Source organism: Rhodococcus sp. PvR044 (assembly GCF_040548995.1).
GTDB lineage: Bacteria > Actinomycetota > Actinomycetes > Mycobacteriales > Mycobacteriaceae > Rhodococcus_G > Rhodococcus_G oryzae.
The window spans coordinates 254,816-280,728 of record NZ_JBEPSX010000008.1 but is presented as its reverse complement, the minus strand read 5'-3'; the positions used below and the strand labels follow the sequence as shown (position 1 = coordinate 280,728).

Genomic DNA, 25,913 nt, shown 5'->3' with positions numbered 1-25,913 from the left:
TTGCTGGATCAGGCGAGCGTGAGGACCACGTCTGCCAGGGCCGGCGAGTCGTCGCGCTCGAGAACGCTTGCCGAGATGAGCAACTGGCCGGCTTCTTTCCAGATCCGGATCTTGAGGGTCTCTCCCGGGTAGACCACCCCGGCGAAGCGGGCCTTGTAGCCCTTCACCTTCGATGTGTCAGCGTCCAACGCGGCATCGACAGCGGCCTTGCAGACCATCCCGTACGTGCACAGCCCATGCAGGATAGGCGCAGGGAAGCCGGCTGCGCTGGCGAATTGGGGATCCGAGTGCAACGGGTTCCGGTCACCGCACATCCGGTACAGCAACGCCTGCTGCGGCAGGATCGGCGCCTCGACCTCGAAGTCGGGGGACCGGTCGGGCAGTGTGACGGACTCCGAGGGGCCGCGCTCGCCGCCGAAGCCGCCCTCGCCGCGAGCGAAGATCGACGAGCGTGCGGTCCACAGCGGATTCCCGTCCAGGTCCGTGGTGGTGGACTCCTGGACGATGACCGCGGCCTTGCCCTTGTCCCACACCTCGGAGATCCGGGTGGTGGTGCGTGCATTTCCCTCGGCCGGAATCGGCTGGTGCACGGTCACTTCCTGGCTGCCGTGCACGACCTTGGCGAGGTCGATCTCCACGCCGGGGAAGGACACCTTCGGTGCCTCGGTGGCATGGAAGTTCGCCACCACGGTGGCGAAGGTCGGCAGCACCTGAGGCTTGCCGTCCTCGAGGTAACGCAGCTCCTTGGCGTCGAGCGGGCGCGCGCCCGCTCCGATGCCGAGGTGGTAGTGCTGCACGTCCGAGCTGGTCCAGGAGAACTCCTGGGTGGGCAGCTCGGCGCCGATCGCGATGTTGGGGTCGATGGGCAACGTGGCTTTCCTGTCAGTTCGAAGTGGCGGTGGCGGATTCGGCGCTCACGCCGGAAGCGGACTCGGTGCCCGACTTCGCCTTCTCGGCGATGTCAAGGACCGCGAGGTACGCGAAGGTCATCGCGGGACCGATGGTCGCGCCGGGACCGGCGTAGGTGTGACCCATCACGGGGGCGCTGGCGTTGCCCGCCGCGTAGAGGCCCTCGATCACGGTGCCGTCCTCGCGCAGGGCGCGACCCTCGGTGTCGGTGCAGATGCCGCCCTTGGTGCCGAGGTCGCCCGGCACCATCTTGATCGCGTAGAAGGGGGCCTTGCTGATCTCCCCGAGGCTGGGGTTCGTCAGGCGCGGGTCGCCGTAGTAGGCGTCGTACCCACTGTCACCGCGACCGAAGTCCTCGTCCTTGCCGCTGCGCGCGAACCCGTTGAAGCGCTCGACCGTCTCGGTGAGGGCGTCGACGGGCAGTCCGGTCTTCTCGGCGAGTTCGGCGATGGTGCCCGCCTTGACCACGACGCCGGCCTTGAGCCACCGGCCGGGGAACGGGGAGCGCGGCGTGATGCCCGCGAAGGTGTAGCGGTTGCGGTAGCGCTGGTCCAGGATCATCCAGGTCGGGATGTTCTCGCCCGGGCCCTCGCCCTGGCCGTACTTGCCGCCGTACATCATGTGGGTGGCCTCGACGTACGGGGCGGCCTCGTTGCCGAAGCGCTTTCCTGCGGTGTTGACCATCATCGAGCCGGGCAGGGTCCGCTCGGACAGGGCGAACCAGGGGCCGCCGGTCAGCGGGATGGACGGACCCCACCAGGCGTCGTCCATGAAGTCCACTGCGGCACCGACGTTCTGGCCCGCCAGGATGCCGTCGCCGGTGTTCGCCTTGGCGCCGACCGTCCACTCGGTGGTGATCGGGGCGCGCTGGTACTTCTTGCGCATCTCCTCGTTGTGCTCGAACCCGCCGGAGCCAAGCACGACGCCGTGCTTGGCGCGGATGACCTGCTCCTCGCCGTCGACGAGCACCTTCACGCCGCGGACGGCGCCGTCTTCCGTGTACAGCTCGGTCAGCGGCGTGTTCAGCAGGATCGGCACGCCTGCGTCACGCAGGCCGATGCGCATGCCCGCGACCAGGGCCTGACCGCGGACCAGCAGGTCCTTGCCGGTGGCCTTGGCGGCCAGGAAGCGCATGCCGACCTTCATCGCGCGCACGGGTCCACGGCGGTTGCGCATCAACAGGTTCAGCCACTTGTAGTCGGCCTGCGTGATGACGAAGTTCTTGGGAGCCTTGACGTAATCCGGCTCGAGGTTCTTGCGGTCGTCGCCGAGCTGGTTGCCGTCGAAGGGCGACGGCTCCACGGAGCGTCCGCCGAGACGTCCGCCGGGGGCCTCGGGGTAGTAGTCCGAGTAGCCGGGCACCCACTGCAGCTTCAGTGCGCTGTTCTTCAGCACGAACGAGAGCATCTCCGGCCCACGGTCGAGGTAGGTGTCGATGCGCTCGGGCGCTACGACGTCGCCGATGATGCTGTGCAGGTACTCGCGGGCTGCCTCGCGGGTGTCGGTGACACCGTCGGCCTCGAGCACCTCGTTGTTGGGGATCCAGACGCCGCCACCGGACCTGGCGGTGGAGCCGCCGTAATGGGCGGCCTTCTCGACGATGACGACGCTCAAACCCTGGTGGGCGGCGGTCAGGGCCGCGGTCATGCCCGCCGCGCCGCTACCGACAACGACGATGTCGTATTCCTGCTTGCTCATGTAGAACACGTTATAGAATCAAGTGGGTCTCAGTCCATGCTTTCTGCCAGGAAGTATTGCCGAACTGGGTCTTGACAACCGGAACCAAACGAAAACACGTTGCAGGCGGACGGAAGGTGGTGCGCGGTGTCCTGGGACCTCTCCGCGGATGTCGTTGTAGTCGGGGTGGGCGTCGCGGGTGTCTCCGCCGCTCTCGAGGCCGTCGCGGCGGGTGCGGATGTGATCGCGCTCGACCGTTACAGCGGCGGTGGGGCCAGCACCATCTCGGGCGGCATCGTCTATGCCGGCGGCGGGACCTGGGTTCAGAAACAGGCCGGGGTCGCCGACAGCTCGGACGCGATGTTCGCCTACCTCAGCCGCGAGGTCGGGGACGCCGTCAGCGAGGAGACGCTGCGCAAGTTCTGCGACCAGAGCCCCGCGATGATCGACTGGCTGTCCGGCCACGGGGTGCCGTTCGAGGCCTCGCTGTGCCCGTACAAGACGTCGTACCCGAGCAACCGCCACTACCTGTACTACTCGGGTAGCGAGGCGGCGGGCGGCTTCCGCGACATCGCGAAGCCGGCGCCCCGCGGACACCGGGCCAAGGGCAAGGGGACCTCGGGCAAGATGCTCTACGGGCCCCTGATCGCCTCCGCGCTGACAAACGGCGTCAGGCTTGAACAGCAATCCCGTGCGACAGAGCTGATCATGGACGAGACTGGGACCGTGGTCGGGGTCCAATGCCTGAGCCTTCGCGGCGCACCCAAGCAGGTGCGCGCGCGGTATGCCGCGCTGACCTCCCTCTCCGCCAAGCCGGGCATCTACTACCCGCCGATGCGCAAGATCCTGCAGAAGCAGATCGAGAAGATGGAGGCGCGGTACGCCAAGCCGATCCGCATCCAGGCCCGTTCCGGCGTGGTGCTCAGCGCGGGCGGGTTCATCGCGAACCGTGAACTCGTCGCCGAACACGCGCCGCAGTATCGCGGCGGGCTTGCGCTCGGCACGGCGGGCGACGACGGCAGCGGAATCCAGATGGGTACCGCCGTCGGCGCCGCGACCGACAAGCTCTCCAACATCTCGGCCTGGCGTTTCATCGTTCCGCCCAGCGCCTTCCTCAGCTCGGTTCTCGTGAACGAGAAGGGCAACCGGATGGTCGACGAGTCCCGGTACGGGGCCGCGCTCGGGTACGCGATGATCGCCGAGAACTCCGGGCAGGGGTGGCTGCTGGCCGACGCCGACCTCGTGAAGGAGGCGCGCTTGCAGCTGGGCACCCAGACCATGTGGTTCCAGCGCGTCCAGGCCGAGACCCTGCTTCGCGGCGAGGGCGTCACGGGGAACACCCTCGAAGAGGTTGCGGCCAAGGTCGGGATCGACGCAGCCGGGCTGGCGGCGACGGTCGCGGCGCACAATGACGCGATCGCGGCGGGCGAGGCGGACCCGATGGGCAAGCCTGCTGACTTCGTTCGGCCGGTGCGGACGGCGCCGTTCTCACTGTTCGATGTGTCGCTGAAGAAGAGCCTGACCAACCCGCTGCCGATGCTGACCCTCGGTGGCCTTGTCGTGGACGAGGCGACCGGTGAGGTCACCTCGACTGCGGGCGAAGCCATTCCGGGGCTGTACGCGGCGGGCCGCACCGCGGTGGGGATCTGCTCGAACTCCTACGTCAGCGGGCTTTCGCTAGCAGACTGCATCTACTCCGGCCGCCGGGCCGGTGCGCATGCTGCGCAAGGTGGCTCCGCCTAGCACCAGGTACTGACGAAGGGAACCGAAGATGCTCACGACCGAGTTGCGCAGCCAGATCGCGGATCGTCTCGACGCCGCAGAGAAGGATCATCTGGCGATCGATCCGTTGTCGGAGCAATACCCGGACCTCGATGTCGTGGACGCCTACGAGATCCAGCTGATCAACATCCGCCGCCGGGTGGCGGAGGGTGCCAGGGTGGTCGGGCACAAGGTCGGCCTGACCGCGGCAGCGATGCGCGAGATGATGGGCGTCGACGAGCCCGATTACGGCCACCTGTTCGACGACCGGGAACTGCGCGAGGGTGAGCCGGTGGACACCTCGCGCTTCCTGTTGCCGCGCGTGGAGGTCGAGGTCTCCTTCATCCTGGGGGCGGATCTGCCAGGCGCGGGGTGCACCGTCGATGACGTGATCGCCGCGACGGAGTTCGTGGTGCCGTCCATCGAGCTGATCGACACCCGGATCAGGGAGTGGAAGATCGGTATCTGCGACACCATCGCGGACAACGCCTCGTACGCCGGTCACGCGATCGGTGCCCAGCGCGTCCGGCCCGGCGACATCGACCTCACCGCTATCCAGGCCACCCTCCTGCGCAACGACGAGTTGGTCGCGGAGGGATGCAGCGATGCCGTCCTCGGTAACCCGGCGGCAGGCGTGGCCTGGCTCGCCCAGGAGGTCGAGGGCTTCGGGGTGCAACTGAAGGCGGGCGACATCGTGCTCCCGGGGTCGTGCACCCGGGCCTTCGACGTCCGCCCAGGCGACAGGTTCCACGCCGAGTTCAGCGGGCTCGGTTCCGTTTCTCTACAGTTCAAGTAGGAGACAGCCATGACCAAGGCAAGTGTTGCGATCGTCGGGTCGGGCAACATCAGCACCGACCTCCTCTACAAGCTGCAGCGATCCGAGTGGCTCGAACCGCGCTGGATGATCGGCATCGATCCCGAGAGCGAGGGCCTCGCGCGGGCGCGCAAGATGGGCCTCGAGACCTCCGCGGAGGGCGTCGACTGGCTGCTGAACCAGCCCGAGAAGCCGGACCTGGTGTTCGAGGCGACCTCGGCCTACGTGCACCGCGACGCCGCGCCTCGGTATTTGGAGGCGGGGATCCGCGCGATCGACCTCACCCCCGCGGCCATCGGCCCGGCGGTCGTTCCGCCCGCCAACCTGCGCGAGCACCTCGACGCCCCGAACGTCAACATGATCACCTGTGGGGGCCAGGCGACCATCCCGATCGTGTACGCGGTCTCCCGCGTGGTCGACGTCGTGTACGCGGAGATCGTCGCGTCGGTCGCGTCGCTGTCCGCGGGGCCGGGTACCCGCGCCAACATCGACGAGTTCACCAAGACCACCAGCCGTGGCATCGAGGTCATCGGCGGTGCCAGCAAGGGCAAGGCCATCATAATCCTGAACCCGGCCGATCCGCCGATGATCATGCGCGACACCATCTTCTGCGCCATCCCCGAGGACGCAGACCATGCCGCGATCACCGACTCAATCCACCGCGTGGTGGCGGACATCCAGCAGTACGTGCCCGGATACCGGCTGCTCAACGAGCCGCAGTTCAACGAGCCGAGCGTGGTGTCTGGCGGCTACGCGACCGTGACGACCTTCGTCGAGGTCGAGGGCGCAGGTGACTTCCTGCCGCCGTACGCGGGCAACCTCGACATCATGACGGCGGCGGCAACCAAGGTGGGCGAGGAGATCGCCCAGAAGCTTCTCACCGTGAGGGCGTGAGTGACATGGCAGTGACATCGAAAGGCGTGATCGACAGCACCGTTCATTTCGACTCGGCGTGGGACGTTCGGGTCACCGACACCTCGTTGCGGGACGGCTCGCACCACAAGCGGCACCAGTTCACCGGTGACGAGGTGCGGGCGATCGTCGGCGCACTCGACGCGTCCGGCGTGCCGGTCATCGAGGTCACCCACGGCGACGGCCTCGGCGGGTCCTCGTTCAACTACGGCTTCTCCAAGACCCCCGAGCAGGAACTGATCAAGATCGCGGTGGACACCGCGAAGCGGGCCAAGATCGCCTTCCTGATGCTGCCCGGACTGGGCATCAAGGAGGACATCATCGAGGCGCAGGGCAACGGGGCCTCGATCTGCCGCATCGCCACCCACTGCACGGAGGCGGACGTCTCGATCCAGCACTTCGGCCTGGCCCGCGAGCGCGGCCTCGAGACCGTCGGCTTCCTGATGATGGCGCACTCGAGCACCCCGGAGAATCTCGCGCAGCAGGCTCGGATCATGGCCGATGCCGGCTGCCAGTGCGTGTACGTGGTCGACTCCGCGGGCGCACTCGTGTTGGAGCAGGTGTCCGAGCGCATCGAGGCGCTGGTGTCGGAGCTCGGCAACGACGCCCAGGTCGGCTTCCACGGCCACGAGAACCTCGGCCTCGGTGTCGCGAACTCGATCGCCGCGGTGCGCGCGGGCGCCAAGCAGATCGATGGCAGCACCCGCCGCTTCGGTGCGGGCGCGGGCAACGCGCCGGTCGAGGCGTTCGTCGGTGTCTGCGACAAGATCGGCATCAAGACCGGCATCGACTTCTTCTCGATCGCCGACGCCGCGGAAGACGTCGTCCGTCCGGCGATGCCCGCCGAGTGCCTGCTCGACCGGCAGGCCCTGATGATGGGGTACGCGGGGGTCTACTCCAGCTTCCTCAAGCACGCCGAGCGTCAGGCCGAGCGGTACGGCGTCTCGCCCGCCGAGCTGCTGGTGCGTGCGGGCAAGCGCAAGCTGGTCGGCGGGCAGGAGGACCAGCTGATCGACATCGCGCTCGAGCTGCAGCGGGAAGCCGCCGCCGGCTGAGGTCCCGGATACGGAAAAGGGGCGCGCATCCGGATGGATGCGCGCCCCTTCATGTTCGGCGTTCGCTACGCGTCGGTGTCGCGCACCTCGAGGATGCCCTCCATGACCGCGTGTTCGATGCTGCTCAGCAGCCGCGGGCAGGTCTGCTGGGACCCGGTACGCCCACCGGACCTGGTGAACTCCGGGCACGCCTGCGCCGGATCGGCCTGCCACTGGATGCTGGTGTGCTTGAAGCTGTTCTTTCGAACGAGGACGCAGGTGCCGCAGGCGCGGCACTCCACCTCCTGCAGTCCGTCCTCGAGGTAGGTCTGCAGGTCGATGGCGGTCTGTGCGCGGACGGCCTCGACCCGGGCCGGGCTGTCGGCGAAGTCAGGGGCCTTGGCCCAGGTCGAGGTCATCTCACACTCCCGTCTTGTTGTCGGCGGCCTCCGCCGCTGCCTTCTCCTCCGCCTGGCGGGCCAGGTTCTCCTCGACCTCACGCTGCCAGGCCTCGACGGCCTTGGTGGTGTCGATCTCGAACTCGAAGCGCTGCGTCTGCTTCTCCTCGACATCGGCGACGTCGACATAGAACTGGTCGTACCAGCGGCGGAGCTGGTAGACGGGGCCGTCTTCCTCGCAGAGCAGCGGGTTGTCGATCTTGCTCTTGCTCTTCCAGATCGCGACGTCCTGCTCGAAGCCCATCGCAACACCCTCGGTGAACTTGCGCGAGATCTTCTCGGTGGTGGCGTCGTCGAGGCCCTTGGGCTTCTGCACACTCACGCCGTACATCAGCACGAACGAGTCCTGCGTGACCGGGTAGTGGCAGTTGATCAGGATGCTCTCTGCCTTGTACCCGCTGTAGTCGTTGTGCAGCCAGTTGATCATGTACGACGGGCCGAAGTACGAGGCCTCCGAGTCCAGCACGGACTCGCCGTACTGGGTGCCCATGCTCTGCACGTCCGGACGGCCGTGGTTCTGCAGGTACTGGGTGGCGACGTGGCCCTCGAAGACGTTCTTGAAGTACTTCGGGAACCCGAAGTGCACGTAGAAGAAGTGCGCCATGTCCACCACGTTGTCGACGATCTCGCGGCAGTTCGAGCCCTCGACGAGGATCCGGTTCCAGCGCCAGTCGGTCCACTCGTCGGTGAACACCTCGGGCAGGTGCGGGATCGTCACGCCCTCCGGAGGCGGGTTGCCCTCGGGGTCGTTCCAGACGAACAGCTGCTTGTTCTCCTGCAGCGTGATCCACTTGCGGGTGCGTGCCAACGGCGGGACGCGACGGGCATAAGGGATGCCCGTGCATTTGCCGTTGCCGCCCCAGCGCCAGTCGTGGAACGGGCAGGCGACGGAGTCGCCCTTGATGCTGCCCTCGCTCAGGTCGCCGCCCATGTGCCGGCAGTACGCGTCGAGCACCTGCAGCTTGTTCTGGCTGTCGGCAAAGACGACGAGCTTGGTGCCGAACGCCTCGACCGCGTGCGGCTTGCCGTCCAGGAACTCGCTCTCCAGGCCGATGCAATGCCACCCGCGGGCGAATCGCGTCGGGTTGGCTCCCACGTCGATCTCGCGAATGCCCTTGCCGGATGCGCCGCTACTCTGCGTCATCTTTGCCCCTCACATCCCTTCGTTCTTGTACTAGAACACGTTATAGAACTTGTGCCAGTTTTGCTAGATATTGGCGCTAGTAGTCGCAGTCAGGGACTTTCGTCCCAGTGGAACCCATTCTGCTCGACACGAATGGGAACGTGTTCTAGTCTCAGGTGAAAGTGAAGCACCGAGACGCACGACACATGAGGGAGTACCAGTGGGTGAGCACGACAGCCGCGCGGTGATCGAGAAGCTGAACGAGCTTCTGCCGACCCTGCGCGAGCGCGCACAGGAGACCGAGGATCTGCGTCGCATTCCCGACGACTCGATCAAGGGGCTCCAGGAGGCCGGCTTCTTCCGACTCCTGCAGCCGGCGCAGTGGGGCGGCTTCGAGGCTGATCCCGTCACCTTCTACACCGCTGTCCGCAACATCGCGAGCGCGTGTGGGTCCACCGGCTGGGTCTCCGGCATCATCGGCGTCCACAACTGGCACCTCGCGCTGTTCGATCAGCAGGCGCAGGAGGACGTGTGGGGCCAGGACACCGACGTGCGGATCTCCTCGTCGTACGCGCCGATGGGTGCGGGCGAGGTCGTCGACGGTGGCTACAAGGTCAACGGCGCGTGGGCCTGGTCCTCGGGCTGTGACCACGCCAACTGGGTTGTCGTCGGCGGACCGGTGATCAAGGACGGCCGCCCGGTCGACTTCGGCAGCTTCCTGATCCCCCGCGAGGACTACCAGATCGACGACGTGTGGAACGTGGTCGGCCTGCGCGGCACCGGCAGCAACACGATCGTCGTCAAGGACGTGTTCGTGCCGCGGCACCGCTTCCTCAGCTTCAAGGCGATGAGCGATCTCACCGCGCCGGGCCTCGCGCAGAACACCGCGCCGGTCTACAAGATGCCGTGGGGCACCATCCACCCCACCACCATCTCGACCCCGATCGTCGGCATGGCGTACGGCGCCTATGACGCCCACGTCGAGCACCAGGGCAAGCGCGTCCGCGCGGCCTACGCAGGCGAGAAGGCCAAGGACGACCCGTTCGCCAAGGTCCGGATCGCCGAGGCCTCCAGTGACATCGATGCCGCCTGGCGTCAGCTCTCCGGCAACGTCGCCGACGAGTACGCGCTGCTGCTGGCCGGCGAGGAGGTGCCGATCGAGCTGCGCCTGCGGGCCCGCCGCGACCAGGTGCGTGCCACCGGCCGCGCCATCGCCTCGATCGACCTGCTCTTCGAGAACTCCGGTGCGACCGCTCTCGCGAACGGCACTCCGATCCAGCGCTTCTGGCGCGACGCGCACGCAGGCCGCGTGCACGCCGCCAACGATGCCGAGCGCGCCTACGTCATGTTCGGTGGCGCCGAGTTCGGTCTGCCGCTCACGGACACGATGGTCTGAGGCGGGGCATCGTGACGACGACAGAACAGGCCGAGATCACCTACGAGTCGACCTCGAAGTTCGCCCAGGTCCGTCCGGACCTCAAGCTGCACTACCACGAGGCCGGCGTCGGCAACGGCCCGACGATCGTGCTGCTGCACGGCGGCGGACCCGGTGCCTCCTCCTGGTCGAACTTCTCCAAGAACATCCCCGTGCTGGCCGAGAAGTTCCACGTGCTCGCGGTGGACCAGCCCGGCTACGGGCTCTCGGACAAGCCGACCGAGCACCCACAGTACTTTGTGCACAGCTCTTCCGCGCTCAAGGATCTGCTCGACACCCTCGAGATCACCGGGCGGGTGCACCTGCTCGGCAACTCGCTCGGTGGCGGCGCGGCCGTGCGGTTCGCGCTCGACTTCCCGGATCGTGCCGGCCGGCTGGTGCTGATGGGCCCCGGCGGGCTGAGCGTCAACCTGTTCTCGCCCGACCCGACCGAGGGTGTCAAGAACCTCGGCAAGTTCAGCTTCCAGCCGACGCGGGACAACCTCGAGGCGTTCCTGCGGATCATGGTGTTCGACCAGTCGCTCATCACCCCGGAGCTGGTCGAGGAGCGGTTCGCCGCGGCGAGCACCCCCGAGTCGTTGGCGGCCGCGAAGGCGATGGGCAAGTCCTTCGCCAGCGCCGACTTCGAGAAGGGCATGCTCTGGCGCGACGCGCACAAGCTGCGCCAGCGGGTGTTGCTGATCTGGGGCCGCGAGGACCGGGTCAACCCGCTCGACGGCGCCCTGGTGGCGACGAAGATGATCCCGCGCGCGCAGCTGCACGTGTTCGGTGGCTGCGGCCACTGGGCGCAGCTCGAGAAGTTCGATGAGTTCAACCGTCTGGCAAGTGATTTCCTTCTCGACGGAGGTAACTGATGGGTATTCGTTCGCTTGCGTACATGCGCATCGAGGCCACCGACATGGCGGCCTGGCGCGAGTACGGCCTGAAGGTCCTCGGCATGATCGAGGGCAAGGGCACCGACGCCAACTCGCTCTACCTCCGGATGGACGACTTCCCTGCCCGCCTGGTGATCGTGCCGGGTGAGCGCGACCGCCTGATGGTCTCCGGCTGGGAGACGGCCAATGCGGCCGAGCTGCAGGAGATTCGGGACAGCCTGTCCGCGGCAGGCGTGCCCTTCAAGGAGGGCACCGCCGACCAGATCGCGGACCGTCGGGTCGCCGAGCTGATCGTCTTCGAGGACACCTCGGGCAACACGCTCGAGGTGTTCCACGGCGCGGCCCTCGAGCACCGCCGGATCGTGAGCCCGTACGGACACAAGTTCGTCACCGGCGAGCAGGGTCTCGGACACGTCGTGCTCACCACGGACGACGACCAGGCCTCGTTGCGGTTCTACCGCGACGTGCTCGGGTTCAAGTTGCGCGACTCGATGCGGCTGCCTCCGCAGATGGTCGGGCGGCCCGCCGACGGCGAGCCGGCCTGGCTCCGCTTCCTCGGCTGCAACCCGCGCCATCACAGTCTGGCGTTCCTGCCGATGCCGAACCCGACCGGCATCGTGCACCTGATGGTCGAGGTGGAGAACTCCGACGATGTCGGACTCTGCCTGGATCGGGCGATGCGCAAGAAGGTCAAGATGTCGGCCAGCCTCGGCAGGCACGTCAACGACCTGATGCTCTCGTTCTACATGAAGACGCCGGGCGGCTTTGACATCGAATTCGGTTGCGAGGGGCTCGAAGTCGAGGATGAAAGCTGGATCGCTCGCGAGAGCACCGCGGTGAGCCTGTGGGGTCACGATTTCACGGTGGGAATGAAGTAGTGACGGCGCCTCAGGAGTCGACGACTGGCGCGGAGATCGATCCGCGTCAGTTCCGTACCGTGCTCGGTCAGTTCTGCACCGGCGTCACGATCATCACGACGATCGACGAGGGTGAGCCGGTCGGCTTCGCGTGCCAGTCGTTCGCGGCGCTGTCGCTGGATCCGCCGCTGGTGCTGTTCTGCCCGACCAAGGCGTCGCGGTCCTGGGCGGCGATCGAGCGCAGCGGCAAGTTCTGCGTCAATGTGCTCGCGGAGGAGCAGCAGGCGGTGTGTGCCCGGTTCGGATCGCGCGAACCGGACAAGTTCGGCGGAATCGGCTGGGAGGCGTCGCCTCTCGGATCTCCGATCATCGACAGGTCGCTGGCACACATCGACTGCACGGTGGAGACCGTGCACGACGGCGGCGACCACTTCGTGGTGTTCGGTCGGGTGCACTCGATGAGTGAGATCAAGACCGAGCGTCCGCTGCTGTTCTACCGTGGGCAGTACACCGGCATCGAGCCGGACAAGACGGTCCCTGCGCCCTGGCGCGACGACCTCGAGGCGTTCCTCACCGCGACCACCGAGGACACCTGGCTGTAGAGCAACACCGAAGACGACTGAAGGGCACCTCTGAGGGGAGGTGCCCTTCAGTCATTTTCGGGTTCAGGCCCGCGAGCGTCGACCGGCTCAGACCTCGAACTCGGCCGAGGTGCCGGTGAACTCGGAGATCTTGCCCTCACGGCTCTTCTGGTCGCCGAAGTGCTGGATCCGGTAGCGACCGGCGGGCGTGCCCTCCGGCACGTCCCAGGTGATACGCGCGACCGAGGCGTTCGAACCCTCACGGCGCCAGTGGTATTTGGTGGACCAGTCGCCGTCGTCCGCGTGGCGCACCCATCGTCCGCCGTCGAGCCGCTGGACCTCGAAGAAGGTGCCGCGGCGGTGCAGGTTGTTCTTCGGGTGCCCGGTGGAGAACTCTACGGCCACTTGGGTTCCCGTCGCGGCCTTGGCGGCCGGCTGGACAAGTACGTCACCGAACTGGCGGCCCGGCATCGGCGCGTCCGCAGGGACGTCCGGCCCGAAGCTCGGCTGGAACCCGGACAGGTCGCGGGGCGCGGGTCCGCGCGGGACCTCGGCACCGTCGCGCATGGCGATCGCGAGCTGCGCGTAGCCCTGCTGGTAGGCGGGAAGTGTGTTGCGACCGAACAGTGTCGACCCGCCCTCGTACTGCTGGGAGTCGTACTCCTCCGGCGTGGTGCAGTAGCTCGAGTAGGCGTTGGCGTAGCCCTGGAAGATCACCTTCTCGAGCGGCACGCCGAGCTCCTTGGCCACGGTCCGCCGGACGCGCAGGCCTGAGACGATGGTGAACTCCGCGGGTCCACCGACCACATAGAGGTCGCCGATCCGGATGATCTGGATCTTGAGCACGTGCGGGACCCACCCGTCGGGCGGCAGCAGACCGACGGGGACGAGAACCATCTTCGGGGCCTGCGCGTCGGCCAACCACTGCGGGGTCTTGGTGTCGATTCCGCCGAGGGCGTCGATGACGGGGTTGCGGGTGCCTTCCGGGAAGATCGGGATGGCCGGGCCGTCCTCGGTGCTGCCCGCCGCCATCGCCGCTCCGACGCACGCGGGGGAGGTGCGTTGCGGCTGACCGTTGGTCGTGTAGCGACCGTCGACGAGCTGGTTTGCCATGTCGAGGTACATGATTCGGCTGTCCACGACGGTGGAGGAGATCGTTTCGGCCGACTTGAAGGCGGTGCGGGCGGCGGCCAGCTGTCGCTCACCGATCAGCCGGGTGTTCTCGAATTCGTCGTCCGTCGGACCTTTTCCGGGCTCGAGGTCGAGGTTCGGCGACATGTCGCCGGTGTTCGTCTGCGGGAACGAGGCGACAAAGCTGGGCTTGCCGTCGAGATAGCGCACCCCGGCGACGTCGTGCTCCCAGAAGTATGCGGCGGCGCCCTTGTTGTCGCCGGAGATGAGCTTGTTCTCTTCGGTCAGCGAGGCGCCGTGGGTGGGGAACCAGCCGATGGCGCCGACGTTGTCATCGCCTTGGCTGACGCGAAGCACCCGCATGTGGGTGTCGATGCCGAGGGGGTAGTAGTCCTTGTCGCTCTGTGGATTCCGGTCGAACGCGACCCGGGAGCGGTTCACGCTTGCGTCGGTGAGTTCACTGTGACCGAACGCGACGGTGCCGGGCGCCAGGTTGTCGTGGGCGGCGCTGATCGCCTCGACGAGGCCGTCGACCTCGGCGTTGAAGACCAGCGGCTGGAAGCCGAGAGTGGCCAGGCTGTACGCGTAGTCCTGTGAGGCGCCGCCACAGGCGGCATGCGAGTGCACGGCCGTGAGCATGACGTTGCGTTCGGTGTAGAGGTTGCCGTACTTCTGGCTGAGCCGGACGAGGACGGCGTCGTGCACGGCCTGGAAGATCATGCAGGTGTCGGCGCAGACGAAGACCACCCTGGAGTCGTCCGCGCCGGCGAATACGTAGGCGCGCACGCGGGTTCGCTGGTGGAGCCCCTCCGCGCGCTGCTCGAAACTCGAGTAGCCCATCATCCCGTTCTCGGCGACGGGTCCGGTCATGTCGGACAGGCCGACGCCGACGCGGAAGCCGCCCTTGGCGGGCGCGGTTCGCGCGAGCTCGGTGGTGCGCGGCGCCGCTGCGGTGGCGCGGCCCGCGCCGAGGGCGGCCAGCGCCGGAGTGGCAGCGGCTCCCGCGAGCACGCTGCGTCGACTGATCGAGACCACTGGGATCCTTTCGGGGAATCGGGCACCGTGTTGGTCAAGTGTCCAGAAGACAGCACACACCACCGCGGCCCCGTTGGCAATACCCTTTGCCGGACTTGTCCGGGTGGGGTCAGATCGCCATGCGGTGAGGGCCGATTCGGATCACTCGATGGAGGTGTCGCCGAGCGCCTCGAGGACGCGCCGAAGTCCGTCGGCGGTCTCGTCGACGACCCCGCGATCGACGTCGGCCAACAGCCGCGCGTAGTTCGCGAAGTGGTCGACGATCACGGCGCGACCCAGCTCCTGCCCGCGCTCGGTGAGGCGGATCTTGACGGTGCGCCGGTCGTCGCCGTCGCGCACGCGCTCGACCAGCCCCTTGGCCTCCATGCGGTCGGTGCGGTTGGTGATCGCGCCGGAGGTCACCATCGACGCCTTGATGAAGGCGCCTGCCGTGAGCGCGTATGGGGGCCCCGATCGCTGCAGGGTGACGAGGACGTCGAACTCGCCTGCCTCGAGGCCGTGCTGGGCGGCGGTGACCTTGGCCGATTTGTCCACCAGGCGCGTCAGTCGCTGGGCTCGCGCGAGCAGTTGGACCGGCCAGAAGTCCTCGACCAGGTCGGGGCGCTCGGTCGCCCACTGTTCGAGGATCGCGTCCACCGCGTCGCTCATATCGCTCCCCTCAAGATTTATCTCAACATCAAGATACTTGACGTCGAGAGAGCTGTCTGTTTTTATCTCAACGTTAAGAGAATCAAGGTTGAGCGATATCGACGGTGATGTCGTCGCGACCACCCGAAAGCGCCCGCCCTCGAACCCAGGAGCCGGTCATGACACAGCTCGCCCGCGTACTGCCCACCGAGTCCCGCGCCGCTGGGCCGCAACAGATCTCAGCGCTCTGGCTTGCCCTGCTGGCGAGCCCGATCGCGGCCAGCGCCAACAGTCCGGTCCTGATCCTTCCGGCGATGGCCGATTCGTTCGGGGTCCGAACTGCGACGGTGACCTGGCTCGTCACCGTCTTCGCCTGGGCGATGGCGATCGGCACCCCGCTGATGGCGACCCTGCTGCGCCGTCGTGGAACCCGCCTGACGCTCGCGGTGGGGAGCACCCTGATCGTGGCAGGCACCCTGCTCGTCGCCGTAGCGCCCTGGCTGCCGCTGGCGATGGCCGGCCGTGCGGCCCAGGCAGTCGGTGGCGCGGGTCTGGCGACCGTCGCGATGACCCTCGCGGGCACCGCCCGTCGGATGGGGGCGATCACCGCCGGCTTCGGCATCCTCGGCGCGGTGGGGCCGCTGGTCGGCTCGTTGATCGCCGAGGCGGCATCCTGGCGCGCGGCGCTTGCGATCTCGCTCGTCGCGCTGCTGGCCGTCCCGGCGGTGATCCGGCGCAGCCCGGCCGTCGTCCCCGCCGCCACCGTGCCCTTCGATGGCCGGGGCGCTGCCCTGCTCGTGTGTACGGCGTCCGCCCTGGTCCTCGTGCCCCGCTACCCGGCACCTGCGGTCGCCGCCGCGATCGTGATGGGCGTCGTGCTCGCGGCCCATATCCGCAGGCGCCCCGACGGCTTCGTTCCCGCAGCGCTGCTGCGCAGCCCGGCGTTCGTCGCCTCGACCCTCCTCGCGTGCGCACTCGCTACGTCGTACTTCACGCTGCTGTTCACGATCCCGCAGCTGCTGCGGGAGCGGACCGAATGGTCAACGGCCGCAATCGGTGCCGGGCAGCTGGTGGCCTTGCTGATCGGCTCCGCGCTGTCTCTGGTGCTGGCCGCCGCCGCGGTGCGGATCGGCCGTTCCGGGGTTCTCGCCGTCCTGATCGCCGTCGGGGCGTTGGCCCCGCTGACCGCGGCCATGACCCCGTGGGCGCCGCTGCTGCTGGTGGCGGCCACCCTGGCGGTCTTCGCCACCACCGGCGGTCAGGCCACGCTGGCGGTCTATGCGACCGCTGCCGCACCGGAGTCCCAGCGCCCCACCACGATCGGTCTGTTCAACCTCTGCTACCAGCTCGGCGGGGCCTTCGGCCCGGCGATCGCGGCCCTGATCGTCCTGGGCTGACCGACGTCCGGATGCGCCGGTCGGTGGGTGTTCACACCACCCGCGCGTCCCCGAAGGTCATCTTCAGGTCCGGAATCGACAAGGTGAGCAGGGCACGGCGCGGTAGGCCGAGCGAGCGCAGCTCGTCGGCGATGGGATGGGTGCCCAACGTCAGGTCCGCACCACCGAGCCGGGAGCGGACGCCGGACGGGTTCATCTCCCACTGGGTGTGCCTGGTGATGCCGTCGAGGTGCGAGTAGGCCGCCACCGCGGCGCCCGCCCCAGAACCGGGCACCGTGACGCCCGGTTTGATGCGCAGTTCTGCGATGAGCCTGCCGTCCTGGCTGACCGACGCCCGCTTGGCCGGGCTCGTGTGATCGGCGTCGAAATCCGCCAGCACCTTGGGGAATCCCCAGATCCCGCGACCGGCGGCCATCGTGAACTCGCCGTCGACGGGCAGCTGATGGATCAGCGCGCCCGCCCCGCCCGTCGCCAACGACCGGAGATCCGAGACGACGGAGGACTTGCCGGTATCGCGATGGTTGCGGACCATGAAGCAGACACCGAACTCGTTGTAGGGGCCCAGGTCTCCGTCCACGTAGTCGACGAACACCAGCACGCACAGTCCGCGACCGGGGCGATACCGGAGGATCTCCAGCCCGGTGTGATCGATCAGCGCCTGCGCCGGGGCGGTCGGGACCGAGTACATGGCCATGAACGCCGTCGCCTGCCGGATCTGCACCGGCATCTCGACGCGCTTGCCGAGAACGTCGTGGGAGGTGGCGCCGTGGGAGGTCACTGCGTCACCACGCCGCGCAGGCCGTCGACGCCGTAGACCTGCTCGAGCATCGAGCTGAAATCGGGTCCGCGCCGCAGCATCTGGCCGCCGTCGACGTTGATGATCTGGCCGGTGATCCAGGTGGACTCGTCGCCGAGCAGGAACCGCGCCAGCGCCGCGATGTCCTCCGGCTCCCCGATGCGGGGCAGGGGAGTGCAGGCCTGGTAGTCCTCGAGCAGCGGCCCGCCCTCGGTGATCAGGGCGACCAGATCGGTGCGGGTGAGCCCGGGCCGGATGCAGTTGACCCGGACGTTGCTGGCACCCAGCTCATCGGCGCCGAGCTGGACGAGGTGGTCGACGCCGGACTTCGAGACGCCGTACGCGCCGAACCATCGGTGGGTATTGCTGCTCGCGATGGAGGAGATCGCGACGAACGATCCGCCCCCGCCGCGGACCAGCTCGCGGGCGGAGTGCTTGAGCGTGAGCATCGTGCCCGTGATGTTGAGCTCCACGGTGCGGCGCCAGGCATCGACGTCGATCTGGGTGACCGGGGCGATGGTCTCGTTGCCGCCCGCGCAGGCCACCACCCCGTCGAGGCGTCCGGTCACCGCCGCGGCGGCCGCGACCGCTTCGACCACCGCGTCCTCGTCGGTGACATCGGCGGCGTGATGGGTGATCGACCCGTCGTGCGCGGGCGTGACCGACGCGGCGGCCTTGATCAACTTCTCCTCGGTGCGTCCGCAGATGGTCACGTGGGCGCCGGAACCGGCCAGCAGGGAGGCGACGCCGAGGCCGATTCCGCTGCCGCCTCCCGTCACCAGGATCGACTTGCCCCGCACAGCTCCCGTACCGATCGCGTCCACCGCGACTCCCTCCGTTGTGCAACCTGTTCTACCACCGCCGGGGCGATTTGGATATGCAATCCCGCCAGCAGGAATAGGCTCGATTCACCCGGTGCGAGCAGGTTCGGAGAACGGCTGAGCGAGGGAGTTGACGGCATGCGACCCGACATCGATCTGGTGGATGGACGGTTCTATGCGGGTGAACGTGGCGACCCGAGGGACGCCTACACCTGGATGCGTGCACACGAGCCGGTGTTCCGGGACAGGGACGGCACGGCGGGCGCCGCGAGCTATGCCGCGGTGATCGACGCCGAGCGGGACGCAGACCTGTTCTCCAACGCCGGGGGGATCCGGCCGGAGGTGGGGCCGCTGCCGCACATGATCGACATGGACGACCCGGAGCATCTGCACCGTCGCAAGCTGGTCAACGCCGGCTTCACCCGCAGACAGGTCGAGGCCAAGATCGGCGGCATCGGACGGATCTGCGACGAGCTGATCGACGCGGTGATCGACAGGGGCGAGTGCGACTTCGTCCGCGATCTCGCCGCGCCGCTGCCGATGGCGGTGATCGGCGACATGCTGGGTGTGCGGCCGCAGGAGCGGGAGATGTTCCTGCAGTGGAGCGACGACCTGGTCGAGGCCCAGGGCAGCAACGCCTCCGAGGAGATGCTGTCGAAGATGATGGCGGCGTACGTGTCCTTCGTCGAGTTCACCATGCGCACGATCGAACAGCGCCGCCGCGAACCGACCGAGGACCTGACCAGCGTGCTGGTGCATGCCGAGATCGACGGCCGCCGGCTCACGGACGAGGACATCGTGGCCGAGACCCTGCTGATCCTGGTCGGCGGCGACGAGACCACGCGGCACGTGCTCAGCGGCGGCATGGAGCAGCTGATGCGCCACCCCGAGCAGCGGGACCAGCTCGTCGCCGACCGGTCCCTGATCCCGCAGGCGCTCGAGGAGATGGTGCGCTGGGTGTCACCGGTGAAGAACATGTGCCGCACCGTGACCCGCGACGTGGAGTTCCACGGCACGCGGCTGCGCGCGGGCGAGAAGATGCTGCTGCTGTTCGAGTCCGCGAACTTCGACGAGTCGGTGTTCGAGAATCCGGCACGGTTCGACGCGTCCCGGAATCCGAATCCGCACGTGGCCTTCGGTTTCGGGTCGCACTTCTGCCTGGGCAACCAGCTCGCCCGGCTCGAGGGCAGGCTGATGTTCGAGCGGCTGCTCGAGCGGATCCCGAACATGGAACTGGCGAGCGACCTGCCGCTACCGCGCCGACCGGCAAACTTCGTGACCGGCCTCGAGAAGATGCCGGTCCGCTGGTAGCCGGCGGTCGATGAGCCGGCCCAGGATCAGGAGGTCGCCGCCGGGGGAGTGGCCCACATGTGCGAGAGGAACTGGAAGCTCGGGACGTCGTCGAGGGAGATGATCGACTCGTAGATCCGCTCGTACGATGTCTCCGCGATCCGCCAGCTCCCGTCGTCGTCGCGGTGGTACCGGTCGGTGTAATAGCCGGCACCGCGGATCCATCTGTTTGCGGCAGGCACGATCACCGTGTCCTCGAAGTTCCACGAGCCGGACGCGTCCGATCCGTCGACCGAGATCTCCGGATGGTTGGCGATGTGCACGGTCGTGATCGCCGGGCCGAGCGCGTCGCGCATGAACCCGGCGACGGCGTCGCGGCCCTGGAAGACGAGCGGTTCGGCGAGCGCATGCGTGCCGTAGTGCGCGACGATGTCCTCGGCGAGGGTGTCCGCGAACTCGTCCCACCGTTTCAGGTCCAGCGCGCGGAAGTACCGGTACTTGAGCTGCCGGAGGTCCTCGAGCGAGCTGAGGTCTTCGAGCGATCGGGGGGCCATTCGCGGAGCTTCTCACAGTCGATCGCGCGGGGTTCGGAATTCGGTCGATCTCGTCCCGACATGCAGAAGGCCGGCCCGGGGAATCCGGGCCGGCCTTCGAGCTCAGTGCAACGGGATCAGGCGGGCAGGCCCGCGGCCGACTCCAGCGACTTCAGGTACCCCCGCGGCTGGCCGAAGAGCTGGGCGCTGCCGTGTGCGCGCTTGAAGTACAGCTGGGCGTCGTGCTCCCAGGTGATCGCGATGCCGCCGTGCAGCTGGATGCTGTCCGCCGCGACCGACTGCAGGGCCTCCGAGCAGTACACCTTCGCGACCGCGGCGTCCGTCGCCGCGGTGGGCGCTCCGTCGACGAGCGAGCGGACCGCGCCGTAGGACGCCGAACGGGCCGTCTCCACCAGGAAGTACAGGTCCGCCATCCGGTGCTTGAGGGCCTGGAAGCTGCCGATCGGACGACCGAACTGCACGCGGGACTTGCTGTACTCGACGGTGAGGTCCAGCGACTGCGCGGCCGCACCGATCTGCTCCGCGGACAGTGCGACGCAGGCGATCTCGCGCACCCGCTCCAGGGCCGCCGAGCCGTCGGCGGTGAGCAGACGGGCCGAGGCGCCGTCGAACTCCACGACCGACAGGGTCCGGGTCGGGTCCATCGCGGGCAGCCTGCGGCGGCTGACCGACTCCTGCGCGGGATCGACCTCGAACAGCGCCACGGCGCCGTCGATCGCGGCGGCGACGACGAGCACGTCCGCGATCGACCCGTCCAGCACGAAGTGGCTCGCGCCGGTGAGCGAGTGCCCGTCACCGGCCGCCGTGGCCGTCACGTCGACCGACTCGGTGTCCCAGCTGCCGTCGGCGCCGGTCCAGCACAGCGCCGCGACGGCGGTGCCCTCCGCGATCCCGGGCAGCAGTCGCTCGCAGGCCTCGGTGTCGCCGCTGGCCAGGATCGCCTGCGCGCCGAGCACCACCGAACCGAGCATCGGTGTCGGGGCGAGCGTGCGGCCGAGTTCCTCGAGCACCAGGTGCGTCTCGATCGCGGATGCGCCGATGCCGCCGAACTCCTCGGGGATCGCGAGCGCGGCGACGCCGACCTGCTGGCAGAGCATCTCCCACAGCGCGGTGTCGTAGCCCTGCTCGGTCTCCGCGGCGCGGCGGACCGCACCGGGATCGGAGTGCTTGGCGAGCAGCGCCCGCACGGTCTTGCGGAGCTCGAGCTGCTCCTCGTCGAATGCGCCTACCGCGGCAACCTGGCTCACAGCGACTCCATCACTCGGGCGCGGTGCACAGACGGGGTGCCCCACGCGGTCAGCAGGGCCCGGGTCTTGGTCAGCCACAGGGACAGGTCGTGTTCCTGGGTGTACCCGATGGCGCCGTGCACCTGCAGCGCGATCCGCGATGCGCGGTACGCGGCGTCGCCACACGCGACCTTGGCCGCCGAGATGTCGCGGCGGGCGTCGGCCGAGCCGTCGCGGACGGACAGCGCCGCGCCGTGCAGCAGCGGTCGCGCCATCTCGAGGCCGATGGCGACGTTCGCCAGGTGGTGCTTGATCGACTGCTGGCTGCCGATGGCCTTGCCGAACTGCTTGCGCTGCTTGGCGTATTCGGTGCTGACCTCGAGCATGGTGCGGCCGAGGCCGAGCAGCTGGGCTGCGGTGGCGAGCGCGCCCATGTCGAAGGCGCGCTCGACGTCCGCGTCGCCGAGTGTCTCGGCGGCGGTGACGGAGAACAGCTTCCTGGCCTGGTCGACGGAGCCGTGCTGGTCGCCGACTGTGGCGGTGGACACCGAGTCGCCCTGCACGAGCAGGGTCAGCTCGACGGCGTTCGCGTCGACGGCGAACGGCACCCGCGGCGGGGCCGCGACGGTGGCCAGCGCGCCCTCGGCGAGCGCGGACAGGCGGTCCGGCGCCGCGCCTGCGAGCAGCACCGGTGCGACGGCGATGGTCTCGGCGACCGGACCCGGCACGGCGTGCCTGCCCAGCTGCTCGACCGCGACGACCAGGTCGATGGCGTCGGCGCCGAGGCCGTCGTGCGCCTCGTCGATGATCAGGCCGTTGACGCCGGTCTCCGCCAGGCGCTGCCACACCTTGAGGCCGGGCGCGGTGTCACCCGCGTTCCAGGACCGGATCACGGCGGGCATGTCGGACTTGGCGAGCAGCGAGTCGATGCTGTCCGCGAAGTCGGTGTGCGAGGAGTCGAGTGCGAATCTCATCGGTCCGCCTTAGGTAGGCCGAGCAGCCGCTCGGCGATGACATTCTTCTGGATCTCGTTGGTGCCGGCGTAGATCGGACCGGAGAGGGAGAACAGGTAGCCGTCCATCCACGCGGTGTCGGCGAGCTCGGCCTCGGGGCCGAGCAGGTCGAGCGCGGTCTCGTGGGTTGCCACGTCCCACTCGGACCAGAACACCTTGTTGATGGAGGACTCGGCGCCGAGCTGGCCGCCGCCGGCCAGCCGGGTGACGGTGCCCCACGTGCTCAGCTCGTAGGCGCGCGATCCGATCCACGCGTCGACGACCCGGTCGCGCAGCTCGGTGTCGGACTGGTCGCCGTTCGTCTTCCACAGCTGCACGAGCCGGTCGGTGGCGGCGAGGAAGCGGCCGGGGGAGCGCAGCGACAGGCCGCGCTCGTTGCTCGCGGTGCTCATCGCGACCCGCCAGCCCTCGTTGACGGCGCCGATCACGCCGGACTCCGCGGGGTTCGCCGGGTCGTCGGGCACGAAGACGTCCTCGAGGAACACCTCGGCGAAGCCCGGCAGGCCGTCGAGCTGGTCGATCGGACGCACGGTGACGCCCTTCGACCGCAGGTCGAACATGTAGTACGTGATGCCCTTGTGGCGCTGGGCCTCCGGGTCGGAGCGGAACAGGCCGAATCCCCAGTCCGCGAACGCGGCGCGGGAGCTCCAGGTCTTCTGACCGTTGAGCAGCCAGCCGCCGTCGACCTTGGTGGCGGTGGCGCGCAGGCTGGCCAGGTCGGAGCCGGACTCGGGCTCGGACCAGGCCTGGGCCCAGATGTCGTCGGCGCGTGCCATGCGCGGCATGATCCGTGCCAGCTGCTCGGGCTTGGCGTGCTCGAAGAGCGTGGGGGCCAGCAGGAAGATGCCGTTCTGGCTGACCCGGCCGGGTGCGCCGGAGCGGTAGTACTCCTCCTCGAAGATGACCCACTGCTCGAGGGTGGCGTCGCGGCCGCCGTACTCGGCCGGCCAGGACACCACCGACAGGCGGGCGTCGGCGAGGGTGCGCTCCCACTGCCGGTGCGCCTCGAAGCCCTCCGCCGTGTCCATGTGCGGCAGCGGCTCGGCGGGGACGTTCGCCTTGAGGAACGCGCGCACTTCGTCGCGGAATACGACTGTGGCGTCGTCGAATTCGAGATCCACTATTCTTCTCCAGCCTTCTTCATCGCCGCGGCTGCGCCGCGCTTCATTGCTGTGGCGTCCATACCGCCCAGGGGCCCCTTGCCGATTTCGGCGTTGTGTGCGTGCGCGAAGTGGTGCAGACCGAAGACCGAGTCCATGCCGGCCCGCACACCCATCAGGTCCTCGCACTGGTTGACGGCCTTCTTGGTCAGCGCGAGTCCGAACTGCGGCATGGTCGCGATCCGGTCGGCCAGGTCCATCGCGGTGGCCTCGAGGTCCTCACGCGGAACCACCCGGCTGACCATGCCCCACTCGTAGGCGCGCTGCGCGGAGAAGCGATCGCCGGTGAACAGGATCTCCTTGGCCCCGCGCACCCCGAGCACCCACGGGTGCGCGAAGTACTCGACGCCCGGAATGCCCATCCGGACAACAGGGTCCGCGAAGAAGGCGTCGTCGGAGGCCACGATGAGGTCGCACACCCAGGACAGCATCAGGCCACCGGCGATGCAGGCGCCGTGCACCATGGCGATGGTCGGCTTCGGCAGCTCGCGCCACCGCCGGCACATGCCGAGGTAGACCTCCATCTCGCGGGCGAACCGCTGGTCGCCGCCCTCGCGGTCGACGTGGTCCCACCACATGATGGCCTTGTTGTCGTAGGACACGTGGTGGTCGCGTCCGACGGTCCCGATGTCGTGCCCTGCGCTGAAGTGGTCGCCGTTGCCGGCCAACACGATCGCGCTCACCTCTGGGTCCTCGACGGCGCGCTGGAAGGCGGCGTCCAGGGCGTAGGTCATCACGGAGTTCTGCGCGTTGCGGAACTTCGGTCGGTTCATCGTGACGACCGCGACCTTGCCGCGGACCTCGTAGGTGACGACCTCGCCCTCGTCGGGAACACTCACGACTTGCCCTCCCGGAGATCGTTCTTGAGGACCTTGCCGGACGGGTTGCGCGGCAGCGATCCGACGACGACGACCGAGCGCGGGATCTTGAAGTTGGCCAGGTGCTCCTTGCAGTATGCGAGGACCTCCTCGGCCGTGATGGTGCGACCGGGCTTCGCGACGACATAGGCGCGGCCGACCTCGCCCATCCGCTCGTCGGGCACTCCGATGACGGCCGACTCGGCGACCGCGTCGATCCGGGCGAGGGCGTTCTCGATCTCGGCGGGATAGACGTTGAAGCCGCCCGAGATGTACATGTCCTTGAGCCGGTCGGTGATGTCGATGTAGCCGCGCTCGTCCATGACGCCGACGTCGCCGGTGTGCAGCCAGCCATCCTTGTCGATGGTCGCCGCGGTGGCCTCCGGGTCGTCGAGGTAGCCGAGCATGACGTTCTCGCCGCGGACCAGGATCTCGCCGTTGTCGCCGATCCGGACCTCCATGCCGGGGATGGCGCGCCCGGAGGTGGTCGAGACGGTGACCGGGTCGTCGTCGGTGCGGCACATGGTCACCACGACGGCCTCGGTCTGCCCGTAGGCGGTGAGCACGGCGTCGAAGCCCAGTTCGGACTGCATTCGTTCGACCAGCCGCACCGGAACCGCGGCGGCACCGGTGATGGCGATCCGCAGGCTCGACAGGTCGTACTCGTCGCGGGTGGGCAGGTCGAGGATCGACTGGTGGATGGTCGGGGCGCCCGGCAGGACGCTCACACGGGCCTCGGCGATCTTCGCGGCGACCTTGGGGACGTCGAACAGCGCCATCGGGACGATGGTGGCGCCGCGCAGGACACACACCATGATCCCGGCCTTGTAGCCGAAGGTGTGGAAGAAGGGGTTGATGAGCAACTCGGCATCGGCGCTGGTGACCTCGGCGCAGGTTGCCCACGCGTCCGCGATGCCCACCGTCTGCCGGTGCGCGCTCAGCACGCCCTTGCTCTTGCCGGTGGTGCCCGAGGTGAACAGGATGTCGGCGATGTCGTCCGGATCGACGGCCTGGGCGCGGGCATCCGCCTGCTCGGCGGGCACCGACGCGGCGAGGTCGTCCAGCTGCTGCCACTCGATGACGCCCTCGGTCGGCGCCGCCTCGTCGAAGGGTATCCGGATGACGGTGTCCAGCACGTCGAGGTCGCCCGGCCCGGCCGCGCGGGACAGGTCGGCCCAGCGGTCGGTCTTGAGGAACGGGCCGACGACGAACAGGGCCCTCGCCTTCGTCCGGATCACCAGGTCCAGCGCCTCGGTGCCGGTGTAGCGGGTGTTGATCGGGACCAACACCGCGCCGGCGTAGTGCGTGGCGAGGGCGGCGATGACCCAGTGATAGGTGTTCGGGGCCCAGAGCGCGACGCGGTCGCCGGGCTCGATCCCGCGCGCGATCAGTGCCCGTGCCACCGTGCGCACGCGGTCGAGGAGGTCGGAGTAGCTGAGATGGGTCTCGCCGTCGGCGATGGCCTCGGCGTCCCCGAACTCGCGAGCCGCCCTCGCGAGGGCCGCGGGGGTGGTATTCACATCACTGGTCACTGGACTCCTCTACAAAGCAAGTGCTTGGTAGGTTATCC

Annotated in this window: 24 protein-coding genes; 10 read left to right on the top strand and 14 right to left on the bottom strand. The window is 68.4% G+C overall.

The window, feature by feature from the left end:
* Positions 1–8: 8 nt before the first annotated feature.
* Positions 9–869: an enoyl-CoA hydratase ChsH3 gene (gene chsH3, locus ABIC28_RS19590; protein ID WP_354580411.1), complete on the bottom strand. Its 861-nt coding sequence runs from the start codon at positions 867–869 to the stop codon at positions 9–11.
* Positions 870–882: 13 nt separating this feature from the next.
* Positions 883–2,607, bottom strand: a complete 1,725-nt coding sequence (gene kstD, locus ABIC28_RS19585) for a 3-oxosteroid 1-dehydrogenase (RefSeq protein WP_179800719.1) — start codon at positions 2,605–2,607, stop codon at positions 883–885.
* Between the two features lie 126 nt (positions 2,608–2,733).
* On the opposite strand from kstD, the gene ABIC28_RS19580 reads away from it, so the two are divergent.
* The 4 genes from ABIC28_RS19580 to dmpG are packed head-to-tail and all read left to right on the top strand — an operon-like array spanning position 2,734 to position 7,128.
* Positions 2,734–4,329, top strand: coding sequence for an FAD-binding protein (locus ABIC28_RS19580; RefSeq protein ID WP_354580408.1), 1,596 nt, complete (start codon positions 2,734–2,736; stop codon positions 4,327–4,329).
* 28 nt (positions 4,330–4,357) lie between these two features.
* Positions 4,358–5,143 carry a 2-keto-4-pentenoate hydratase gene (locus ABIC28_RS19575; RefSeq protein WP_097214278.1) on the top strand — a complete coding sequence of 262 codons (786 nt, stop codon included), beginning with the start codon at positions 4,358–4,360 and terminating at the stop codon, positions 5,141–5,143.
* Positions 5,144–5,152: 9 nt separating this feature from the next.
* Positions 5,153–6,055, top strand: a complete 903-nt coding sequence (locus tag ABIC28_RS19570) for an acetaldehyde dehydrogenase (acetylating) (RefSeq protein ID WP_354580406.1) — start codon at positions 5,153–5,155, stop codon at positions 6,053–6,055.
* A 5-nt stretch (positions 6,056–6,060) separates the two neighbouring features.
* Positions 6,061–7,128, top strand: coding sequence for a 4-hydroxy-2-oxovalerate aldolase (gene dmpG, locus ABIC28_RS19565; protein ID WP_097214280.1), 1,068 nt, complete (start codon positions 6,061–6,063; stop codon positions 7,126–7,128).
* 65 nt (positions 7,129–7,193) lie between these two features.
* On the opposite strand, the gene ABIC28_RS19560 is transcribed toward dmpG, so the two are convergent.
* Positions 7,194–7,526 (bottom strand): hypothetical protein, encoded by a 333-nt coding sequence (locus tag ABIC28_RS19560; protein ID WP_097214281.1) that lies wholly within the window; start codon positions 7,524–7,526, stop codon positions 7,194–7,196.
* Position 7,527: 1 nt separating this feature from the next.
* Positions 7,528–8,709: a 3-ketosteroid-9-alpha-monooxygenase, oxygenase component gene (locus ABIC28_RS19555; protein WP_077042923.1), complete on the bottom strand. Its 1,182-nt coding sequence runs from the start codon at positions 8,707–8,709 to the stop codon at positions 7,528–7,530.
* Between the two features lie 199 nt (positions 8,710–8,908).
* On the opposite strand from ABIC28_RS19555, the gene hsaA reads away from it, so the two are divergent.
* The 4 genes from hsaA to hsaB are packed head-to-tail and all read left to right on the top strand — an operon-like array spanning position 8,909 to position 12,457.
* Positions 8,909–10,084, top strand: coding sequence for a 3-hydroxy-9,10-secoandrosta-1,3,5(10)-triene-9,17-dione monooxygenase oxygenase subunit (hsaA, locus tag ABIC28_RS19550; RefSeq protein WP_209927665.1), 1,176 nt, complete (start codon positions 8,909–8,911; stop codon positions 10,082–10,084).
* An 11-nt stretch (positions 10,085–10,095) separates the two neighbouring features.
* Positions 10,096–10,977, top strand: coding sequence for a 4,5:9,10-diseco-3-hydroxy-5,9,17-trioxoandrosta-1(10),2-diene-4-oate hydrolase (gene hsaD, locus ABIC28_RS19545; protein ID WP_077042922.1), 882 nt, complete (start codon positions 10,096–10,098; stop codon positions 10,975–10,977).
* Complete coding sequence (hsaC, locus tag ABIC28_RS19540) at positions 10,977–11,876, top strand: iron-dependent extradiol dioxygenase HsaC (RefSeq protein ID WP_077042921.1); 900 nt, start codon at positions 10,977–10,979, stop codon at positions 11,874–11,876. The genes hsaD and hsaC overlap by 1 nt, the downstream gene beginning before the upstream one ends.
* Complete coding sequence (hsaB, locus tag ABIC28_RS19535) at positions 11,876–12,457, top strand: 3-hydroxy-9,10-secoandrosta-1,3,5(10)-triene-9,17-dione monooxygenase reductase subunit (RefSeq protein WP_354580402.1); 582 nt, start codon at positions 11,876–11,878, stop codon at positions 12,455–12,457. The genes hsaC and hsaB overlap by 1 nt, the downstream gene beginning before the upstream one ends.
* A gap of 87 nt (positions 12,458–12,544) precedes the next feature.
* Here hsaB and ABIC28_RS19530 read toward each other — a convergent pair whose 3' ends face one another.
* On the bottom strand, positions 12,545–14,602 hold the full coding sequence (locus tag ABIC28_RS19530; RefSeq protein WP_097214284.1) for a neutral/alkaline ceramidase: 2,058 nt from the start codon (positions 14,600–14,602) through the stop codon (positions 12,545–12,547).
* Between the two features lie 141 nt (positions 14,603–14,743).
* The gene (locus tag ABIC28_RS19525; RefSeq protein ID WP_097214285.1) at positions 14,744–15,250 is read right to left on the bottom strand and encodes a MarR family winged helix-turn-helix transcriptional regulator; all 507 of its coding nucleotides are present in this window, start codon (positions 15,248–15,250) and stop codon (positions 14,744–14,746) included.
* A gap of 158 nt (positions 15,251–15,408) precedes the next feature.
* Here ABIC28_RS19525 and ABIC28_RS19520 point away from each other — a divergent pair, with 158 nt between their 5' ends.
* The gene (locus ABIC28_RS19520; protein WP_354580399.1) at positions 15,409–16,626 is read left to right on the top strand and encodes an MFS transporter; all 1,218 of its coding nucleotides are present in this window, start codon (positions 15,409–15,411) and stop codon (positions 16,624–16,626) included.
* Between the two features lie 31 nt (positions 16,627–16,657).
* Here the strand turns inward: ABIC28_RS19520 and ABIC28_RS19515 are convergent, their stop codons facing one another.
* Positions 16,658–17,353, bottom strand: coding sequence for an acetoacetate decarboxylase family protein (locus ABIC28_RS19515; RefSeq protein ID WP_354580442.1), 696 nt, complete (start codon positions 17,351–17,353; stop codon positions 16,658–16,660).
* Between the two features lie 47 nt (positions 17,354–17,400).
* Positions 17,401–18,246, bottom strand: coding sequence for an SDR family oxidoreductase (locus ABIC28_RS19510; RefSeq protein WP_373560302.1), 846 nt, complete (start codon positions 18,244–18,246; stop codon positions 17,401–17,403).
* 135 nt (positions 18,247–18,381) lie between these two features.
* On the opposite strand from ABIC28_RS19510, the gene ABIC28_RS19505 reads away from it, so the two are divergent.
* A complete protein-coding gene (locus ABIC28_RS19505; protein WP_354580397.1) occupies positions 18,382–19,554 on the top strand; it encodes a cytochrome P450 in 1,173 nt (390 codons plus the stop codon).
* A 26-nt stretch (positions 19,555–19,580) separates the two neighbouring features.
* On the opposite strand, the gene ABIC28_RS19500 is transcribed toward ABIC28_RS19505, so the two are convergent.
* From ABIC28_RS19500 to ABIC28_RS19475, 6 genes are all read right to left on the bottom strand, one after another.
* Positions 19,581–20,087: a nuclear transport factor 2 family protein gene (locus ABIC28_RS19500; protein WP_354580395.1), complete on the bottom strand. Its 507-nt coding sequence runs from the start codon at positions 20,085–20,087 to the stop codon at positions 19,581–19,583.
* 116 nt (positions 20,088–20,203) lie between these two features.
* Positions 20,204–21,334 (bottom strand): acyl-CoA dehydrogenase family protein, encoded by a 1,131-nt coding sequence (locus tag ABIC28_RS19495; protein WP_097214289.1) that lies wholly within the window; start codon positions 21,332–21,334, stop codon positions 20,204–20,206.
* Positions 21,331–22,287 carry an acyl-CoA dehydrogenase family protein gene (locus tag ABIC28_RS19490; protein ID WP_097214290.1) on the bottom strand — a complete coding sequence of 319 codons (957 nt, stop codon included), beginning with the start codon at positions 22,285–22,287 and terminating at the stop codon, positions 21,331–21,333. Before ABIC28_RS19490 ends, ABIC28_RS19495 begins: the two co-directional genes overlap by 4 nt.
* Positions 22,284–23,447 (bottom strand): acyl-CoA dehydrogenase family protein, encoded by a 1,164-nt coding sequence (locus ABIC28_RS19485; protein ID WP_097214291.1) that lies wholly within the window; start codon positions 23,445–23,447, stop codon positions 22,284–22,286. Before ABIC28_RS19485 ends, ABIC28_RS19490 begins: the two co-directional genes overlap by 4 nt.
* Positions 23,447–24,325 carry an enoyl-CoA hydratase gene (locus ABIC28_RS19480; protein ID WP_354580392.1) on the bottom strand — a complete coding sequence of 293 codons (879 nt, stop codon included), beginning with the start codon at positions 24,323–24,325 and terminating at the stop codon, positions 23,447–23,449. The genes ABIC28_RS19485 and ABIC28_RS19480 overlap by 1 nt, the downstream gene beginning before the upstream one ends.
* Positions 24,322–25,875, bottom strand: a complete 1,554-nt coding sequence (locus ABIC28_RS19475; RefSeq protein ID WP_097214293.1) for a FadD3 family acyl-CoA ligase — start codon at positions 25,873–25,875, stop codon at positions 24,322–24,324. Before ABIC28_RS19475 ends, ABIC28_RS19480 begins: the two co-directional genes overlap by 4 nt.
* Positions 25,876–25,913: the final 38 nt, after the last annotated feature.

Bases quoted from the DNA above. Each gene is read 5' to 3' on its own strand.
- kstD (WP_179800719.1), bottom strand. From the start codon at position 2,607: ATGAGCAAGCAGGAATACGACATCGTCGTTGTCGGTAGCGGCGCGGCG.
- ABIC28_RS19575 (WP_097214278.1), top strand. From the start codon at position 4,358: ATGCTCACGACCGAGTTGCGCAGCCAGATCGCGGATCGTCTCGACGCC.
- ABIC28_RS19570 (WP_354580406.1), top strand. From the start codon at position 5,153: ATGACCAAGGCAAGTGTTGCGATCGTCGGGTCGGGCAACATCAGCACC.
- dmpG (WP_097214280.1), top strand. From the start codon at position 6,061: ATGGCAGTGACATCGAAAGGCGTGATCGACAGCACCGTTCATTTCGAC.
- ABIC28_RS19560 (WP_097214281.1), bottom strand. From the start codon at position 7,526: ATGACCTCGACCTGGGCCAAGGCCCCTGACTTCGCCGACAGCCCGGCC.
- ABIC28_RS19555 (WP_077042923.1), bottom strand. From the start codon at position 8,709: ATGACGCAGAGTAGCGGCGCATCCGGCAAGGGCATTCGCGAGATCGAC.
- hsaC (WP_077042921.1), top strand. From the start codon at position 10,977: ATGGGTATTCGTTCGCTTGCGTACATGCGCATCGAGGCCACCGACATG.
- ABIC28_RS19525 (WP_097214285.1), bottom strand. From the start codon at position 15,250: ATGAGCGACGCGGTGGACGCGATCCTCGAACAGTGGGCGACCGAGCGC.
- ABIC28_RS19520 (WP_354580399.1), top strand. From the start codon at position 15,409: ATGACACAGCTCGCCCGCGTACTGCCCACCGAGTCCCGCGCCGCTGGG.
- ABIC28_RS19515 (WP_354580442.1), bottom strand. From the start codon at position 17,353: ATGCCGGTGCAGATCCGGCAGGCGACGGCGTTCATGGCCATGTACTCG.
- ABIC28_RS19505 (WP_354580397.1), top strand. From the start codon at position 18,382: ATGCGACCCGACATCGATCTGGTGGATGGACGGTTCTATGCGGGTGAA.
- ABIC28_RS19500 (WP_354580395.1), bottom strand. From the start codon at position 20,087: ATGGCCCCCCGATCGCTCGAAGACCTCAGCTCGCTCGAGGACCTCCGG.
- ABIC28_RS19490 (WP_097214290.1), bottom strand. From the start codon at position 22,287: ATGAGATTCGCACTCGACTCCTCGCACACCGACTTCGCGGACAGCATC.